Origin of the sequence: Burkholderia sp. Bp9140 (assembly GCF_003853425.1) — a bacterium.
Taxonomy (GTDB): domain Bacteria; phylum Pseudomonadota; class Gammaproteobacteria; order Burkholderiales; family Burkholderiaceae; genus Burkholderia.
Genome location: NZ_QTPQ01000037.1, coordinates 70,997 through 87,284, shown reverse-complemented (window position 1 = coordinate 87,284; position 16,288 = coordinate 70,997). Strand labels below are relative to the sequence as shown.

At 61.5% G+C, this 16,288-nt stretch carries 13 protein-coding genes and 1 pseudogene; 5 read left to right on the top strand and 9 right to left on the bottom strand.

Features of this window, described 5'->3' with window-relative positions; genetic code table 11:
• Window positions 1-272: 272 nt before the first annotated feature.
• The 7 genes and pseudogenes from DIE21_RS27675 to dnaA all read right to left on the bottom strand — a co-directional run bounded on the left by DIE21_RS27675 (window position 273) and on the right by dnaA (window position 10,596).
• Window positions 273-1,094 carry a hypothetical protein gene (locus DIE21_RS27675; protein ID WP_221622401.1) on the bottom strand — a complete coding sequence of 274 codons (822 nt, stop codon included), beginning with the start codon at window positions 1,092-1,094 and terminating at the stop codon, window positions 273-275.
• 334 nt (window positions 1,095-1,428) lie between these two features.
• Window positions 1,429-3,129 (bottom strand): TIGR04141 family sporadically distributed protein, encoded by a 1,701-nt coding sequence (locus tag DIE21_RS27670; RefSeq protein WP_124500663.1) that lies wholly within the window; start codon window positions 3,127-3,129, stop codon window positions 1,429-1,431.
• Between the two features lie 491 nt (window positions 3,130-3,620).
• The gene (locus DIE21_RS27665; protein ID WP_124500662.1) at window positions 3,621-4,073 is read right to left on the bottom strand and encodes a hypothetical protein; all 453 of its coding nucleotides are present in this window, start codon (window positions 4,071-4,073) and stop codon (window positions 3,621-3,623) included.
• Window positions 4,074-4,214: 141 nt separating this feature from the next.
• A pseudogene (locus DIE21_RS27660) lies at window positions 4,215-4,712 on the bottom strand (tyrosine-type recombinase/integrase); the annotation flags it as partial.
• Window positions 4,713-5,076: 364 nt separating this feature from the next.
• Window positions 5,077-7,551, bottom strand: a complete 2,475-nt coding sequence (gene gyrB / locus DIE21_RS27655) for a DNA topoisomerase (ATP-hydrolyzing) subunit B (protein WP_124500661.1) — start codon at window positions 7,549-7,551, stop codon at window positions 5,077-5,079.
• Window positions 7,552-7,744: 193 nt separating this feature from the next.
• Complete coding sequence (dnaN, locus tag DIE21_RS27650; protein ID WP_006756934.1) at window positions 7,745-8,851, bottom strand: DNA polymerase III subunit beta; 1,107 nt, start codon at window positions 8,849-8,851, stop codon at window positions 7,745-7,747.
• A gap of 170 nt (window positions 8,852-9,021) precedes the next feature.
• A complete protein-coding gene (dnaA, locus tag DIE21_RS27645) occupies window positions 9,022-10,596 on the bottom strand; it encodes a chromosomal replication initiator protein DnaA (protein ID WP_221622400.1) in 1,575 nt (524 codons plus the stop codon).
• A 421-nt stretch (window positions 10,597-11,017) separates the two neighbouring features.
• On the opposite strand from dnaA, the gene rpmH reads away from it, so the two are divergent.
• The 4 genes from rpmH to yidC all read left to right on the top strand — a co-directional run bounded on the left by rpmH (window position 11,018) and on the right by yidC (window position 13,641).
• On the top strand, window positions 11,018-11,152 hold the full coding sequence (gene rpmH, locus DIE21_RS27640) for a 50S ribosomal protein L34 (protein WP_004198824.1): 135 nt from the start codon (window positions 11,018-11,020) through the stop codon (window positions 11,150-11,152).
• A gap of 15 nt (window positions 11,153-11,167) precedes the next feature.
• Window positions 11,168-11,629 carry a ribonuclease P protein component gene (rnpA, locus tag DIE21_RS27635; RefSeq protein ID WP_124500659.1) on the top strand — a complete coding sequence of 154 codons (462 nt, stop codon included), beginning with the start codon at window positions 11,168-11,170 and terminating at the stop codon, window positions 11,627-11,629.
• A 75-nt stretch (window positions 11,630-11,704) separates the two neighbouring features.
• Window positions 11,705-11,971 carry a membrane protein insertion efficiency factor YidD gene (yidD, locus tag DIE21_RS27630; protein WP_006750110.1) on the top strand — a complete coding sequence of 89 codons (267 nt, stop codon included), beginning with the start codon at window positions 11,705-11,707 and terminating at the stop codon, window positions 11,969-11,971.
• A gap of 8 nt (window positions 11,972-11,979) precedes the next feature.
• Window positions 11,980-13,641 (top strand): membrane protein insertase YidC, encoded by a 1,662-nt coding sequence (gene yidC, locus DIE21_RS27625; protein ID WP_124500658.1) that lies wholly within the window; start codon window positions 11,980-11,982, stop codon window positions 13,639-13,641.
• Window positions 13,642-13,761: 120 nt separating this feature from the next.
• Here the strand turns inward: yidC and DIE21_RS27620 are convergent, their stop codons facing one another.
• Window positions 13,762-14,199 carry a helix-turn-helix domain-containing protein gene (locus tag DIE21_RS27620; RefSeq protein ID WP_124500657.1) on the bottom strand — a complete coding sequence of 146 codons (438 nt, stop codon included), beginning with the start codon at window positions 14,197-14,199 and terminating at the stop codon, window positions 13,762-13,764.
• A gap of 337 nt (window positions 14,200-14,536) precedes the next feature.
• Between DIE21_RS27620 and mnmE the strand changes: the two genes are divergently transcribed.
• Entirely contained in the window at window positions 14,537-15,931 is a 1,395-nt protein-coding gene (gene mnmE, locus DIE21_RS27615; protein ID WP_124500656.1) for a tRNA uridine-5-carboxymethylaminomethyl(34) synthesis GTPase MnmE, read from the top strand.
• Between the two features lie 164 nt (window positions 15,932-16,095).
• Here the strand turns inward: mnmE and DIE21_RS37935 are convergent, their stop codons facing one another.
• Entirely contained in the window at window positions 16,096-16,221 is a 126-nt protein-coding gene (locus DIE21_RS37935; RefSeq protein ID WP_006750105.1) for a hypothetical protein, read from the bottom strand.
• Window positions 16,222-16,288: the final 67 nt, after the last annotated feature.

Genomic DNA, 16,288 nt, shown 5'->3' with positions numbered 1-16,288 from the left:
GTCCGCTTATTCGTTAGGTGGACACGATACTCCCAAGCGCCTCGGTCAAACTCAAGACGGGTTGGCTAGCCGCTTACCGTCCGTCTTCCGTCACCATCCCTAGACTGATTAGCTTCGGGGTAGGTTGGCCAAGGCCGGTGTACTCGGAATCAAGGAAGACAAGCATAGCGACAGTTTCTCGGCGAAAGAAACGGGACTTGATCGCTCGGCAGCTTTCGGTAGCCTCATCAATGCGCGCTGCTTCTACTGCACTGCTAATGGCAACCGACTCGCTACCGTGCCGAATCAAATAGTTGATTGATCAGCTCGCTGACGATGTCGAATGTGTGCAACACCGTGTTATGAAGGGCACTCGAGCCATGCGCGTACATGTTTCGAATTTTGGGCAGTGTGTTGATGAATAGGTCAATCCAGTCGTCAAAATCTTCGGGCGACGGTTCAACATTCGAGTGGTCGACCTCGCAAGTCGTCGCTCCGGAGCGCTGCATGGCTTGAATTTGTTCGAATTCGGCTCGCTGTCTGGCACGCCGCAGTGCTCGTTCCCTCGTCCACGAAAATCTATCGTTCGATATCGCTCCTCGCTCAAGTGCTTCTTTAAGCAATCTGCTCAGACCACGCGGTAGTTTGGCCGCGGCCGGAAACGATTGCCCAATCCCGGCGGCTAGCCGCTCGCGTAGCGCAAACTCCAACGATGTCAGTGCTTGCTGTTCTGCCACAGGATAGAAGCGATAGACGAACCATGCGTACGCGTAGAGATTTTTTGCAGTCTCGAAGTGGATTCGAATCGACTGAGGCACGTTTGCGCTGAGAGCGAACGATGCTACCTCCTCGAGATGCTCGGCTGCGCTACATGGCTGGAAATTTCCAATGGTGCTGTCGAACCGGGGAAAATATCCATGTCGGACGTCGGGCTCATAAAGCGTGTCAATCGTCCTCAGCAACTCGCATGGATGCAGACCATCTGAGTTCATGTTTTCCATTTCCCGCCTGCGTTCTGGCTGCCTTCCATACCGACCAACGGGTGCTCGCCGGTCGACCTTGCCATGAATGTTGGTGCAATCATCGACATCACTTCTGTCGCAGAAAACTTCCATACGGTAGAACCGTCAACTGATGGTCCCCCGATCGGCCTTAGTGCGCCGGAACGGACCAAAGTATGAGCGCGCCTGCGCGAAATTTTCAGGGTTGATCGCACCTCGGTTAGCGTCATCCACTGTGCTTTCTCATTGCGGAGCTCGTCGACGCTACACCTGTATACCGTACCCGATGTCCGGCCAGAGTCGGTATAAAAAGTGGACCGACGAGCCGCTCCACGTAATTACTCGCTTCGCGAAAACTGAGACATCAGACCTGACTTGGTGGCCGCCGCCGATATCCGAGCAGCGAAGAGCGCCGGGAAATGCTGGGGTGTGGGCGTTCGTTTTCGTTTCACGGCGGCGGCGCGGTGGGCGGCTCGGATTTTCTGTGCTTGCCAGGTGGGATTTTAGCCAGTTCAGGCACCGCTGCGCGCGTTCTGCGCGATGGCTTGCATGATGTGGTGTTAAGAAATTCAGCGTCGAACTGGATTTTTGCGATGGCGACGGCGAACCCAAGAGCGCTCAGGGTTGCGATTGCGTTCTTTAGGGTCACTCTTGAAAAGAACGGCAACGCTTGTGGAAGATCCTTTGTGGTGACGACGGCATAGACGATCCGATAATTGCCCGCTTTGGGCTTAACGGAGGGATCGGAAAGCTTGATCCGGGCGGGCAGTCGATCGTTTAGCTTTGTTCGAAAGATTTCGTCAGCAACGAACGTTTCAGCCGCCACGCTGCCTTGGGCAAACAGATGGCTCAGCGTCGCCGAGTTTTTGTAGATCTTCACGTGGATCAGGTCCCGGCCGTCCCGGACCAAGTCGCAAAACTCGATTTTGTCGTAAGCGCCGCCAAACGGAACCGTCTTTCGGTCGAGCAGTTCATATGCGGCGGAGTCTGCCGCCACGCTCTCGTTGTATGCGGCTTCGCTGACATGCTTGAAAAGGGGCATCTCGATCTTGTCGACTTCAAGCGTTGAGAGCTGCCCATTCACTCGCTCGATAAAGCTTTGCTTGACCTCGTGCCAATCGCCGTTGCGAAGAATGTATGTTTGCTCTCCGTTGGCGATTTCGGCATACAGGCACCGATAGGCCGACCATTTTTTGAGCGGCGTGAATCGGTCGTCGATGGCATAGACGTGGTGCCTTTTCAGAGCCTCAACCGTCGGGTCGTCCCCGTGCTCGGTCATGTATTCAAGCAACGTCGGCAGTTGGAGGGTCTTGTGGATGAGCGTGCGCTCGCGCAAATCGAACGAATAACCGATCTGCGACTCCCAGTCGACGATCTCCGGCTCGCCCAGCCACACATTGTCGGGAAGGTGGTCCGCTTGCAGGATCGACGAGAGCTCCATGTCGAGGATTTGCAGCGTGTCGCTGTCCTTTTCGCGCCGTAGATCATCGACCCACGCGAACCGCTCTGGCAAGCCTCGTTCGTAACGGCGAACGGCTTCGGCGAGCACGGTTGGCAGGTCATCGAGTGTGATTTCCGGCGAGATGGTCAGAGCATCTCGCCCCGTAACGTGGCTGCCGAACAAGGGTTCCGTCGATGTCCCTGTAATGGCGTAAATTAGGTCAGTTTCAGTGTTGATGAGCAAATCGAAAATGTCGGCGTCCCTCGGGCTTTGGCTTCTCGTATTTAAGGGATTTGACTCGTAGCTCGCCTTGTCCAAGCTACGCAACCTGTCTGGATCGGAAGCGCTGAGCGCCACGCGCAGACCAAAGTCGCGCACGACGTGGTCAAGGTCGACCATATGGAAGCCCGTTCCGAAGGTCAGGGCGAAGGCTGCCTCGTCGTTGCGGAAAATCAAAACGGCGCCTTCTGATCTTCGTCCCTCAAACAGGCCGTCAGGCACTTCCTGACCATCGATCAAAAACTTGGACCAGGCGGGCTTTGTGAGAGGAGGCACCTTCTTGACGTATAAACGGGCGCTTCCGGACGCGATTTTCAGATCGACCGGGCGTTTCGCCGCACTGGTGTCAATGATCTGCTCGTCACGAAGTGTTGAATCTTTGGCCAAGTAGATGGTCAGATGCTCGCTTTTGGCTTGATGTTCTTTCATCGCCGCCCCCGTCGCAGTCACGCTTGTTGGCTTTCCACGAAATTGGAAATTTCATCATGGTGCGTTTGCGAATTTTGCGCCTTGCAAGCTGTGCGCCAATACCAACGTTGAGTCGAACAGCTTTTTATGATCCTTTCGGGCGCGCAATTTTAGGGTTTTGAAACGATTGAAGCGCGCGGTCCAAGAGTCGCCGCTGTCATCCGTGATTCGGTATACGATCGTGAACGCTCGGGTTAGTCCGGCGAACTCGTCCAAGTAGTTATGCGCCATTCATCCGGCAACTAGAGGCCAATTCGGCGTCTCGCACCATGTAGGCTTCGCAAAGGCACACCGGAGCGCCGTTACGACGGATGCGGAGCCTCGAAACGCCCTTGCATGTTCTTTACTTTTCAAGCATGAGCCTTCTAATTATATCTCCTCGAAAGCCGGAGGGATGTCGCTTGCCTTGGCGATTAGCTCCCTGTTTACCCTGCCCAGCGCTTGGGCCTGCGTCAAGTCTTCGGCCGCTGCATGCGCATGGCTATCTTTTCGTTTATTTGAATCTTTTTTTCGCTTTGCTTGCTGGTCAGAACGCGTTTCCGCATGATTTTCAAATAGAAATCGCGCTCCCACTCATTGATCCATGCCTTTTCAAAAGCGTGGGCGATAGCTTCCCCATTGAGCGACTTGCTGGGGTCTTTGCGAACCCGTTTGACCGCCTGGAAAATCTTGTCAGAGGGCAGTCCGATAAAACGTTTGACGCAGCAGTTGCCCACATCAGCCGTTTGTCCTGTGACGCGATTTTTCAGGGTGCATATTTCGATGATGGGAAAGTGGCCACAGAGACACGTCTCCGGTTCCTCGGCCTCGTAGACTTCGGCCAACGACCATTCGGTTTTCGCGAGGTTCCAGGTATTCGCCTTTGATCTTGCGATGATTTCCGCAGTGAGCTTAAATTCGGACATGCTGTTTTCCGAGGGAGCCGGCCGCAGAGTTGGCCGATTGAAAAATCGCTGACGTTGCGCGCAGTATTTTCCGAGCCGGCTCGTCCCGCCCGGATTGTGAATTCTATCCTCGATCCCGCAGAGACTCCGGCCCGTCGGCGTTTAAAGACAAATCGGCGTCTCAATGTCAAATCGATCGATGGCCGCCTTGAGCTCCACCAGTGGCTTCGCGTGTTGGTAGTTCACGAAATAGGGGGAACTAAAATCAACTTTTGATTGGTCATAGTGTCCCACGAGCGCCATCAACATTGAGGGGTGGACATTGAGCTCGGTCATCCTGCTTATGAACGTATGCCGGAACGAGTGGAAGACTTTGCCGTCATCCGTTATCTTGCGCTCGTCGAGATAGTCGGCGAACCTGCGAGTGACGTTTTTCCCGTATCCGTTCGCCCCTGGTTTGAGTTCTGGAAAGAGCTGGGTCGCGCCGCGCTCGCGCAAGTCTTCGACGTAGGCCAGAAAGCCGGATTCGACAACGACCCGGGGAAGGGGAATCTGGCGCTGTGAGTTCGCGTTCTTCGCTTTCTGGATATCGAAGAACCAAACGTCGCCCTTGCGTTGCAACTGGTCAAGTCGAAGGCTCGCCAGCGCCAACAGTCTAGCTTGTCGGAAGTCTTTCGTGCGCAGCGAGCACTTGACCTCCTGGCCGCCGCGAGCGAGCCAGAGATAGAACACGCCGTGGCGCAATTTGAACAAGGGGGCAGCTTGTGCATCGGACGGATGGCTCAATAAGTGGCTAACCGCGCGCACAAGGCAAAAGGCCCGTGTTCCTGAGAAGACGGGCCTCTGCGCTAATTTGGTGGCGAATCAAGGACTCGAACCCCGGACCTGTGGCTCATGATTCTGCCGCTGGTCTCTCACAAAACTCGGCGCGCGACAGGTAGGTAAGTCGCACCAACTTCGTCACCCAGTCGCAAAACTGTGGCGCCAGTCGCACATACTCTGGCGCCCTACGTGTCCTACGACGTTATACGTCGATATTCCCCGCCCGCAACGCATTCGACTCGATAAACGCCCGCCGCGGCTCGACATCATCCCCCATGAGGGTCGTAAAGATCCCATCCGCAGCAATCGCGTCTTCGATCTGCACGCGCAGCAGTCGCCGCACCGCCGGATCCATCGTCGTTTCCCACAGCTGCCCGGGGTTCATCTCACCGAGCCCCTTATACCGCTGCTTCGAAACGTTCCGCTCGGCATCCGCCAGCAGCCACTTCATCGCGCTCTTGAAGTCGCTCACGGCCATGCTGCGCTCACCACGCTTGATGACTGCACCTTCCCCGATGAGCCCCTTGAACGTATTCGCGGTGGTCACAAGCTGCTGATAATCCGCCGTGTGCTGGAATTCCTGGTCGATGACCGAAACCCGCACGTTGCCGTGATGCGTACGCTCGACATGCAGCGACCGCTGTTCGCGAACCGGGTCATACGAAGGCACCACGCGCACTTCATTCTTCAAAGCCTCGTCATGCAACGCAGCGTGCAGCGCCTTCGCCGAAGCTTCGGTCGAAGCCTCGTTGGAGAGGTCGATCGCCACCCCGTCCATGACCGCTTCCAGCGCGGCCGGGTCATACAACCGGCTCAACCGCTCGATCACGCTCTTCGACAGCAGATACGACCGCGCCAGCTCGCCAAGCGCATCACCGGAAATCGCCGCCGCATTCGCCCCCGGCACCAGCTCCGACCCCTGCAGCGCCAACCGCAGCATGTGCGCGTTGAGCTCCACGTCATCCTTCAGATACCGCTCGTCCTTGCCCGCCTTGATCTTGTAAAGCGGCGGCTGCGCGATATACACATAGCCGCGCTCGATCATGTCCGGCATCTGGCGATAGAGGAACGTGAGCAGCAGCGTCCGGATGTGCGCACCGTCGACGTCGGCATCGGTCATGATGATGATGCGGTGATAGCGCAGCTTGTCGAGGTTGTAGTCTTCCTTGCCGATCCCGCAGCCGAGCGCGGTCACGAGCGTGACGATCTGCTCCGACGACAGCAGCTTGTCGTAGCGCGCCTTCTCGACGTTCAGCACCTTGCCGCGCAGCGGCAGGATCGCCTGGAACTTCCGGTCACGACCTTGCTTCGCCGACCCACCTGCGGAGTCACCCTCGACGATGTAGATTTCGCACTTCGCCGGATCCTTCTCCTGACAGTCCGCGAGCTTGCCCGGCAGGCCGACGCCGTCGAGCACACCCTTGCGGCGCGTCATCTCACGCGCCTTCCGTGCCGCATCGCGCGCACGCGCGGCTTCGACGATCTTCCCGCAGATGATCTTCGCGTCGATCGGCGTTTCGAGCAGGAACTCTTCGAGCGCCTTCGCGACGACTTCTTCAACCGGCGCGCGCACTTCGGACGAAACCAGCTTGTCCTTCGTCTGCGAGCTGAACTTCGGCTCCGGCACCTTCACGGAAAGCACGCACGACAGCCCTTCGCGCATGTCGTCGCCGGTCGTCTCGACCTTCGCCTTCTTCGCGATTTCGTTATCGGTGATGTACTTGTTGATGACGCGCGTCATCGCGGCCCGCAGGCCGGTCAGGTGCGTGCCACCGTCGCGTTGCGGAATGTTGTTCGTGAAGCACAGCACGTTCTCGTTGTAGCTGTCGTTCCACTGCATCGCGACTTCGACGCCCACGCCATCTTTCTCGCCGTTGGCGTGGAAAATGGTCGGGTGCAGGTTGGTCTTCGTCTTGTTGATGTACTCGACGAAGCCCTTCACACCGCCGGCGAACGCGAAATCGTCTTCCTTGCCCGAACGCAGGTCGGTCAAACGAATCCGCACACCGTTGTTCAGGAACGAAAGCTCGCGCATCCGCTTCGCGAGGATGTCGTAGTGATATTCAACCGTACCGAAAATCGTCGGATCGGCCATGAAATGCACTTCGGTGCCGCGGTTCTCGGTGTCACCGGTCACCAGCATCGGCGACACTTCGACGCCGTCCACCGTCTCGAGCACGCGATCCTGCGCAACCCCGCGATGGAACTCCATGAACCGCTTCTTGCCGTCACGGCGCACCGTGAGCCGCAGCCAGCTCGACAACGCGTTCACGCACGACACGCCCACGCCGTGCAGCCCACCCGAAACCTTGTAGCTGTTCTGGTCGAACTTCCCCCCAGCATGCAGCTCGGTCATCACGATCTCGGCAGCACTCCGCTTCGGCTCGTGCTTGTCGTTCATCTTCACGTCGGTCGGAATCCCGCGGCCGTTGTCGGTCACGGAAATCGAGTTGTCGGCGTGAATCGTCACGTGGATGTCGTTGCAGTACCCGGCCAACGCTTCGTCGATCGAGTTGTCGAGCACCTCGAACACGAGGTGGTGCAGACCGGTGCCGTCCGACGTGTCGCCGATGTACATCCCGGGGCGCTTGCGCACCGCTTCCAGACCTTCGAGGATCTGGATCGACGAGGCGCCGTAGCTGCTGTTATCGGGTTGCGTATTGTGCTGTTCACTCATGGATATCTTCCGGTTCTGCGAGGCCACTCTCGTGGCGGCGCGGTGCGTTTCAGCGAGAGAAATCGCCGGGCCGCTCCAGTTTCCTGGCCCGTCCGAGGCGCCGAAAAGGCACCAAAGGGACGGGTTGTCGGTTCGCCATAAAAACGCCAAAGGGGCTTGCCGCCCCCTGGTGTGTGTTGCGATGTCGAGCGCGTCAGATGCGCATCGGCATCACGACATACTTGAACTCGTCGTTCTCGGGCACGGTAATCAGCGCGCTCGAGCTGGCGTCGCCGAGGCTCACCTGCACGGTGTCGACCTTCAGGTTCGCGAGCACGTCGAGCAGATACGTGACGTTGAAGCCGATGTCGACGGTATCGCCCTGGTACGCGATTTCCAGTTCTTCCTGCGCCTCTTCCTGATCGGCGTTGGTCGACATGATCTTCAGCTGGCCCGGCGCGATGATGCAGCGCACGCCCTTGAACTTGTCCGAGGTCAGGATTGCCGCACGTTGCAGCGAACGCTGCAGTTCTTCACGGCCGATCTCGAACGTGTTCTTGTGCGCCTTCGGGATCACGCGCTGGAAGTCGGGGAACTTGCCCTCGACCAGCTTCGACACGAGTTCGACCTGGCCGAACGTGAACTTGGCCTGGGTCTGCGCGATGTCGATGGTGACGGTGTCGTCGATGTCCTCGAGCAGGCGCTGCAGCTCGAGAATCGTCTTGCGCGGCACGATGACTTCCTGGCGGCCGAACGTGCCGCCCTCGAGCTTCATCGACGAGAACGCGAGGCGGTGGCCGTCGGTGGCCACGGCCATCAGCTGGTCGCCGTCGACGACGAGCAGCATGCCGTTCAGGTAGTAGCGGATGTCCTGCTGCGCCATTGCGAAGTGCACCATGCCGAGCAGCTGGCGGAACGACTTCTGCGGGACGGTCAGGGTCGCGCCGAAATCCTTCGCCTGCGCGACGGTCGGGAATTCGTCGGCCGCGAGCGTCTGCAGTGCGAAGCGGCTCTTGCCCGATTGAACGGTGAGGCGCTTGTCGGCGAGCGACAGCGTGACCTGGCCGTCAGGCATCGCGCGCAGGATGTCGAGCAGCTTGCGGGCCGCGACGGTGGTGGCCACCTGGTCGCCGCCGACGCCGAAATCGGCGCGCGTGGTGATCTGCAGCTCCAGGTCGGTCGACAGGAACGAAACGTCCGGGCCGTTCTTGGTGATCAGCAGGTTGGCAAGGATCGGCAACGTATGGCGGCGTTCGACGATGCCGCTGACCGTTTGCAGCGGCCTGAGGAGGGTGTCTCGTTCGGTCTTGACCAGTTGCATAGAGTTCCTTCGTTGAGTAACGGCCTGCAGCGCAGCAGCCTCGCAGCGCCCCGCCGGCCGGGCTCTTGGCCCGCCACCACCGGGGCGGTCAAACCAGTATTGTGCCTCAAAACCGAACCGCCCCCCTTAAATTGGGGCGGAGGCCGAATGATCAAGCGCGGTCCGCGCGCTCAGCCCTTCAGCGTCTGTTCCAGCACGTGCAGCTCGTGGTTGAGCTGCGCGTCCTTGCTGCGCTCGTCGGCGATCTTGCGCACGGCGTGCAGCACGGTGGTGTGATCACGCCCGCCGAACAGCTCGCCGATCTCGGGCAGGCTCTTCTGCGTGAGTTCCTTCGCCAGGTACATCGCAATCTGCCGCGGCCGCGCGATGTTCGCGGGACGCTTCTTCGAATACATGTCGGCGACCTTGATGTTGTAGAAGTCGGCGACGGTCTTCTGGATGTTCTCGACCGAAATCTGCCGGTTCTGCACGGTCAGCAGGTCCTTCAGCGCTTCCTTGGTCAGCTCGATCGAGATCTCGCGGCCGTGGAACTTCGAATACGCGAGGATCTTGCGCAGCGCGCCTTCGAGCTCGCGCACGTTCGAGCGCAGGTGCTTCGCGACGAAGAACGCGACGTCCTCCGACAGGTTCACGCCTTCCGACTGCGCCTTGCGCATCAGGATCGCGACGCGCATTTCCAGCTCGGGCGGCTCGATCGCGACGGTGAGGCCCGAGTCGAAGCGCGAGATCAGGCGATCGTCGATGCCCGAAATCTCCTTCGGATAGGTGTCGCTGGTGATGATCACCTGCGCCTTGTTCGCGACGAGCGCCTCGAACGCGTAGAAGAATTCCTCTTGCGTGCGCGACTTGCCGGAGAAGAATTGAATATCGTCGATCAGCAGCAGGTCGAGCGAGTGGTAGTAGCGCTTGAAGTCGTCGAACGCCTTGCGCTGGTATGCCTTCACCACGTCGGACACGTATTGCTCCGCGTGGATGTAGCGGATTCGCGCGCCGGCCTTGTCGAGCAGCAGCTGGTTGCCGATCGCGTGGATCAGGTGGGTCTTGCCGAGGCCGACGCCGCCGTACAGGAACAGCGGGTTGTACGAGATGCCGGGGTTGTCCGCGACCTGGATCGCGGCGGCGCGTGCAAGCTGGTTCGCCTTACCGGTCACGAAGTTGTCGAACGTGAGCACGGGGTTCAGCTTCGAACGTTCATACATCGAATCGGCTTCGCCGCCGTTCGCGGGGGCGGCACCGGGGCCCGGGCGCCAGGTACGGCGGCCGGCCGCCGCTTCGTGCGCGGGCAGGCTCGGCAGATCGATGTCGGCGTCGTCGGCGTTCAGGTGGTGCGCGGCGGCCGCCGACGGCGTCATTGGCACGTCGGCCGGCGCGCTGGGCGCGGCGGCGGCATTCGCGGTCAGGTTGGCGGCGATCGCGGCGATCGTCGCGGCGGGGCCGCTCGGTGCCAGCGGCGCGCGCGGGGCGGCCGGCGCGGCGGCCGCCGCGCTGCGCATGCCGGCCTTCGGATCGAGGACGAACTGGACTTCGATCGGCGCGTTCCAGAAATCTCGGGCCAGATCGGAGATGCGGCCCGAAAACTGGCTCTTGACCCAGTCCAGCTTGAAGCGGTTCGGCGCGGCGATGGACAGCGTGTTCGCCGACGCATCGAAGGCCACCGGGGCCAAGGGTTTGATCCACGTCACGTACTGCTGGGGCGTCAGCTCGCGCTCCAGCAGTGCGGAACAGTGTTGCCAGAAATCGTTCATCAAGTAACTGTCGTTTTTTGCGTGCACAGCGCGGCTCGCCGGCGCCCTTGTCGCGGTGGCGCAACAAGGCCCGAAGCGGTCGTGCGAGCGTGCGTCGGACGCCTGCGTCACGGTCGTGGAGGGGCAGGCGCGAGCCGAAGCGGCGTGCGGGATTCTTGGAGATAAGGCGAGATTCTAACGCCAAACGCGGCCACAGCGGGACTTATCCACAGGCTGTGATTGTGGGTCGCGGGGCCGGATCGGCCGGGGCCGGCACAGGCGGACGACTCCTAAAGTATTGACCGTCAAGAGAAAAACGGTTTAAATAGCGGGTTCCGCGAAAACCAATCCTGTATTCCCGGCGATTGCGTTCGCCCGAATGCCTCCGGTTAAGGGCACGCGGTCCCCTGAATTTCGACATTCTCGAACAAGTGAGAACATCATGAAACGTACTTACCAACCGTCCGTGACGCGCCGCAAGCGCACCCATGGCTTCCGTGTCCGCATGAAGACGGCAGGTGGCCGCAAGGTCATCAACGCTCGCCGCGCGAAGGGCCGCAAGCGCCTCGCCATCTAAGGCAGGTTGCGCGCTGTGTCCGCCGTCCGCAGTCCTGCGGAAGGTACCGTCGAGCCGGGTGCGAATCCGTCGCAGACGAAAGCCGCCTTCCCGAAAGCTGCGCGACTTCTGAAAACGGATGAATTTTCATCCGTTTTTCGTTTGCGCCCCTGGCGGCGCTCCGCGCACTTCGTGATCTACGGCAAGCCGACCGGCCAGCCCGCGCGTTTGGGGCTCGTCATCGGCAAGAAGTATGCGCCGCGTGCGGTAACCCGTAATCTCGTGAAGCGGCTGGCGCGCGATGCGTTTCGCTTGCGCCGGGCCGAGTTCGCCGGTTACGACCTGCTGCTGCGGCAGCACACGCGCTTCGACAAGAAAGCGCTGCCGAGCGCGGCTTCCGCCCCGCTCGCGGCGATGTGTGCGGCCGAAATCCGCGAACTGCTCGACAGGGCAGTCCGGGAGATCGCCCGCCGCGCGTCGAAGCCCGCGTCCGAGTGACGCATCCGTGCCCGGTGCGGCGTTCGCGCCTGCCCGGCCGGTTTTGACGCGGCGTCGAACGGCGCCGCCCAAGGTATGGAAACGGTATTGATCGCCTTGCTGCGCTTCTACAAGGTTGCCGTGAGCCCGATGCTCGGCAACCGTTGCCGTTTTTATCCTTCCTGTTCGGATTACGCGCGCGAGGCAATCCAGTATCATGGCGCCGCGCGCGGCACGTATCTCGCCGTCAGGCGCGTGTGCCGATGCCATCCGTTTTCCGCGGGCGGCATCGACCTCGTCCCGCCGCCCAACTCCGACACTCGCGCTCGCGGCGAAGCCGACGCGCGGTCCCATCGACTCTGAGACAACGCATGGATATCAAACGCACCGTCCTATGGGTGATCTTCTTCATGTCCGCTGTCATGCTGTACGACAACTGGCAGCGCGACCATGGACGCCCGTCGATGTTCTTCCCGAGCGCCACGCAGACGGCCCCCGCGGCCGCGGCAGGCGGGGCTTCGGGCACGGGCGCGACGACGCCGGCAGGTGACGTGCCTGCCGCTGCAGCCGGCACCGCGCCGTCGACGACGGCTCCGGCCGCGCAAGCGCAGCTCGTGAAGTTCTCGACCGACGTGTATGACGGCGAAATCGACACGCGCGGCGGCACGCTCGCGAAGCTGACGCTGAAGAAGCAGGGCGACGGCAAGCAGCCCGACCTGTACATCACGCTGTTCGACCACACGGCCGGCCACACGTACCTCGCGCGCTCGGGCCTGCTCGGCGGCGACTTCCCGAACCACAACGACGTCTACACGCAGGTCAATGCGGGCCCGACGTCGCTGACGGGCGACCAGAACACGCTGAAGCTGTCGTTCGAATCGCCGGTGAAGGGCGGCGTGAAGGTCGTGAAGACCTACACGTTCACGCGCGGCAGCTATGTGATCGGCGTCGACACCAAGATCGACAACGTCGGCACGGCGCCTGTCACGCCGACGGTCTACATGGAACTGGTGCGCGACAACACGGCCGTCGAAACGCCGATGTTCTCGCATACGTTCCTCGGGCCGGCGGTCTACACGGACACGAAGCACTTCCAGAAGATCGACTTCAGCGACCTCGACAAGAACAAGGCGAACTTCGAGAAGTCGGCCGACAACGGCTGGGTCGCGATGGTGCAGCACTACTTCGCGTCGGCCTGGATTCCGCAGCAGGGCGCGAAGCGCGACATCTACGCCGAGAAGATCGATCCGACGCTGTATCGCGTCGGCGTGAAGCAGCCGGTCGCCGCGATCGCGCCGGGCCAGTCGGCCGACGTGCAGGCACGCCTGTTCGCCGGCCCGGAAGAAGAGCGCATGCTCGAAGGCATCGCGCCGGGCCTGGAGCTCGTGAAGGACTACGGCTGGGTGACGATCATCGCGAAGCCGCTGTTCTGGCTGCTCGAGAAGATCCACGGGCTCGTCGGCAACTGGGGCTGGGCGATCGTGCTGCTCACCGTGCTGATCAAGGCCGTGTTTTTCCCGCTGTCGGCCGCGAGCTACAAGTCGATGGCGCGCATGAAGGAAATCACGCCGCGCATGCAGGCGCTGCGCGAACGCTTCAAGAGCGATCCGCAGAAGATGAATGCCGCGCTGATGGAGCTGTACAAGACCGAGAAGGTCAATCCGTTCGGCGGCTGCCTGCCGGTCGTGATCCAGATCCCGGTGTTCATCTCGCTGTACTGGGTGCTGCTTGCCTCGGTCGAAATGCGCGGCGCGCCGTGGATTCTGTGGATTCATGACCTGTCGCAGCGCGATCCGTTCTTCATCCTGCCGGTGCTGATGGCCGTGTCGATGTTCGTGCAGACGAGCCTGAACCCGACGCCGCCGGACCCGGTCCAGGCGAAGATGATGAAGTTCATGCCGATCGCGTTCTCGGTGATGTTCTTCTTCTTCCCGGCCGGCCTGGTGCTGTACTACGTTGTAAACAACGTGCTGTCGATCGCGCAGCAGTACTACATCACGCGCAAGCTCGGCGGGGCCAAGAAACCGGCCTGACGCCCGTGGCACACGCGGGCGGCCAGCCGCCCGCGATGCACGTAAAAAAGCCGCATGGTGCGATCCATGCGGCTTTTTCGTTTCCGGCGGGCGGCGCGTGCGGAGCTTGGCCGCTGCCGTTCAGGCCTTCTTCGCTTCGATTTTCGCGTCACCGCCGTAGAACTGCTCGATCAGTTCCTGAACGAGGTAGCGCTGATGCGGCGGCAGCGCCTCGATCTTCGACGCGAGTTCGATCGTCTCGGGCGTCGGCGGATAGCGCTCGTCGCGCGGCAGCGGTTGCGGGGTCGTATGTTCGGTCACGCTCGGCGACGGGCCGTAATGCAGCCAATGCAGTTCGACGCGCAACCACTCGGCGAGCGTTTCGAGTTTGTCCGGCGTCGGAATCGTGCGGCCCGTCAGCCATTTGTGCGCGGTTTGCGGCGAAACCGGCTGCGCACCGCGGTGACGCAGATTGAATCGGTTCGCGAGCTCCGTCGCACCGGTGACCTTCTCCGGGCTGCGCCGCAAGGCGAATTTCAGGCGTTCCGAGAACGCTGCTTTTTCTTCGGGTGTCGGCATGGGGGTGATTGTGCAATTTCACCGACGCGTCTCAGACAACCATCCAAGATAAACATAGCCTATTCAGACGAATCCCAACCTGCAGTGAAGCGTATGGCTGAATTGGGGGCCGCAGCGTCGGACCACTCCGACAGGCGTACTCGTCCGAAGTGGACAGTACGCAGCGGTTCGGCACTGATACTCGACTTAGCTCCGTCGGGATAAATTCGGGCGAGTTCGAATCCGATGGGGCGTCCGGTGGCGTGCGGGCCGGCACGCTACAATGCCGGCGTCCCGATGCGTGAACTGTTGCACGGGCGCACCATTCACTGTCTGCTTACCCGATTCATCCGATTCCATGCTCGCTATCGATTCCGATCCGATCGTCGCCATTGCCACTGCTGCTGGCCGGGGTGGCATCGGTGTCGTCCGCGTGTCGTTCGGGCGAGGCGGCGAGGCGGCTGCGCGGCCGCTGATCGACGCATTGTGCGGGCAGCGGCTCGCGCCGCGCCATGCGAGCTACGTGCCGTTCCTCGACGAGCACGGCGCGCCGCTCGACCGCGGAATCGCGCTGTATTTCCCCGCGCCGCATTCGTACACCGGTGAGCACGTGCTGGAACTGCAGGGGCATGGCGGGCCGATCGTGATGCAGTTGCTGCTGCAGCGCTGCCTCGATGCGGGGCGCAGCTTCGGGCTGCGGCTCGCGGAGCCGGGCGAGTTCACGCGGCGCGCGTTCCTGAACGACAAGCTCGACCTCGCGCAGGCCGAGGCCGTCGCCGACCTGATCGAGGCGAGCACCGAGGCGGCGGCGCGCTCGGCCGGGCGCTCGCTCGACGGCGCGTTCTCGCGGCAGATCCACGCGCTCGTCGAGGACGTGATCACGCTGCGGATGCTGGTCGAGGCGACGCTCGATTTCCCGGAAGAGGAAATCGACTTCCTGGAGGCGGCCGATGCGCGCGGCAAGCTCGCGAAGATCCGCGAGCAACTCGCGCACGTGCTCGGCGATGCGCGGCAGGGCGCGCTGCTGCGCGAGGGGCTGTCGGTCGTGCTGGCAGGGCAGCCGAACGTCGGCAAGTCGTCGCTGCTGAATGCGCTCGCCGGCGCGGAGCTGGCGATCGTCACGCCGATCGCCGGCACGACGCGCGACAAGGTCGCGCAGACGATCCAGGTCGAAGGGATTCCGCTGCACATCATCGATACGGCCGGGCTGCGCGAGACGGAGGACGAGGTCGAGCGGATCGGGATTGCACGCACGTGGAGCGAGATCGAGCGCGCGGACGTCGTGCTGCATCTGCTCGATTCGCGCACGGGGATGACGGCGGACGACGAGACGATCGCGGCGCGGTTCCCGGGCGGCGTGCCGGTGGTGCGCGTGCTGAACAAGACGGATCTCACCGGTGTGCAGGCGTGCGTCGAGCATCCGGCGGTGGAAGGCGATCTGACCGAGGTGCACCTGTCGGCGAAGCGCGGCGACGGGATCGACATGCTGCGTGCGGAGTTGCTGCGGATCGCGGGGTGGCAGGCGGGTGCCGAAGGCGTTTATCTGGCGCGCGAGCGGCATCTGATCGCGCTGCGGTCGGCGCAGGAACATCTGGCTCAGGCGGCCGATCATGCGGAGCAGCGCGCGCAATCGCTCGATCTGTTCGCGGAGGAGCTGCGGCTCGCGCAGGAGCAGCTCAATGCGATTACCGGGGAGTTCACTTCGGATGATCTGCTGGGGGTGATTTTCAGCAGATTCTGTATCGGGAAGTGACAGTGGCCAAGGCCGGGAAAAAGGAGCGCGGCTCGAACGTCTTCATGACGAAACGCGGGCTGCGCTCTCTCTGGCGCACGCGGAGCCCGGTCAAGCTGCGACCCGGGCCGTGGATGCTGCATCGACGTGGCTGCTCGTCGATGCATTCGAACCCGCAACCGCCATCAATCCCAATGCCGATGATGATGGTAATACCCGCCACCACCGTAATACCCGCCGCCATCCGGCACCACGATGCAGCCGCTCAGCAGCACGGCCACACCGGCAATCAGCAAAAGGGTTTTCTTCATCGCGTTCACCTGCTCGGATTCGACATGAACCCAGCATAGCGAGCGCCGTCAACACCGGCTGTAAGCG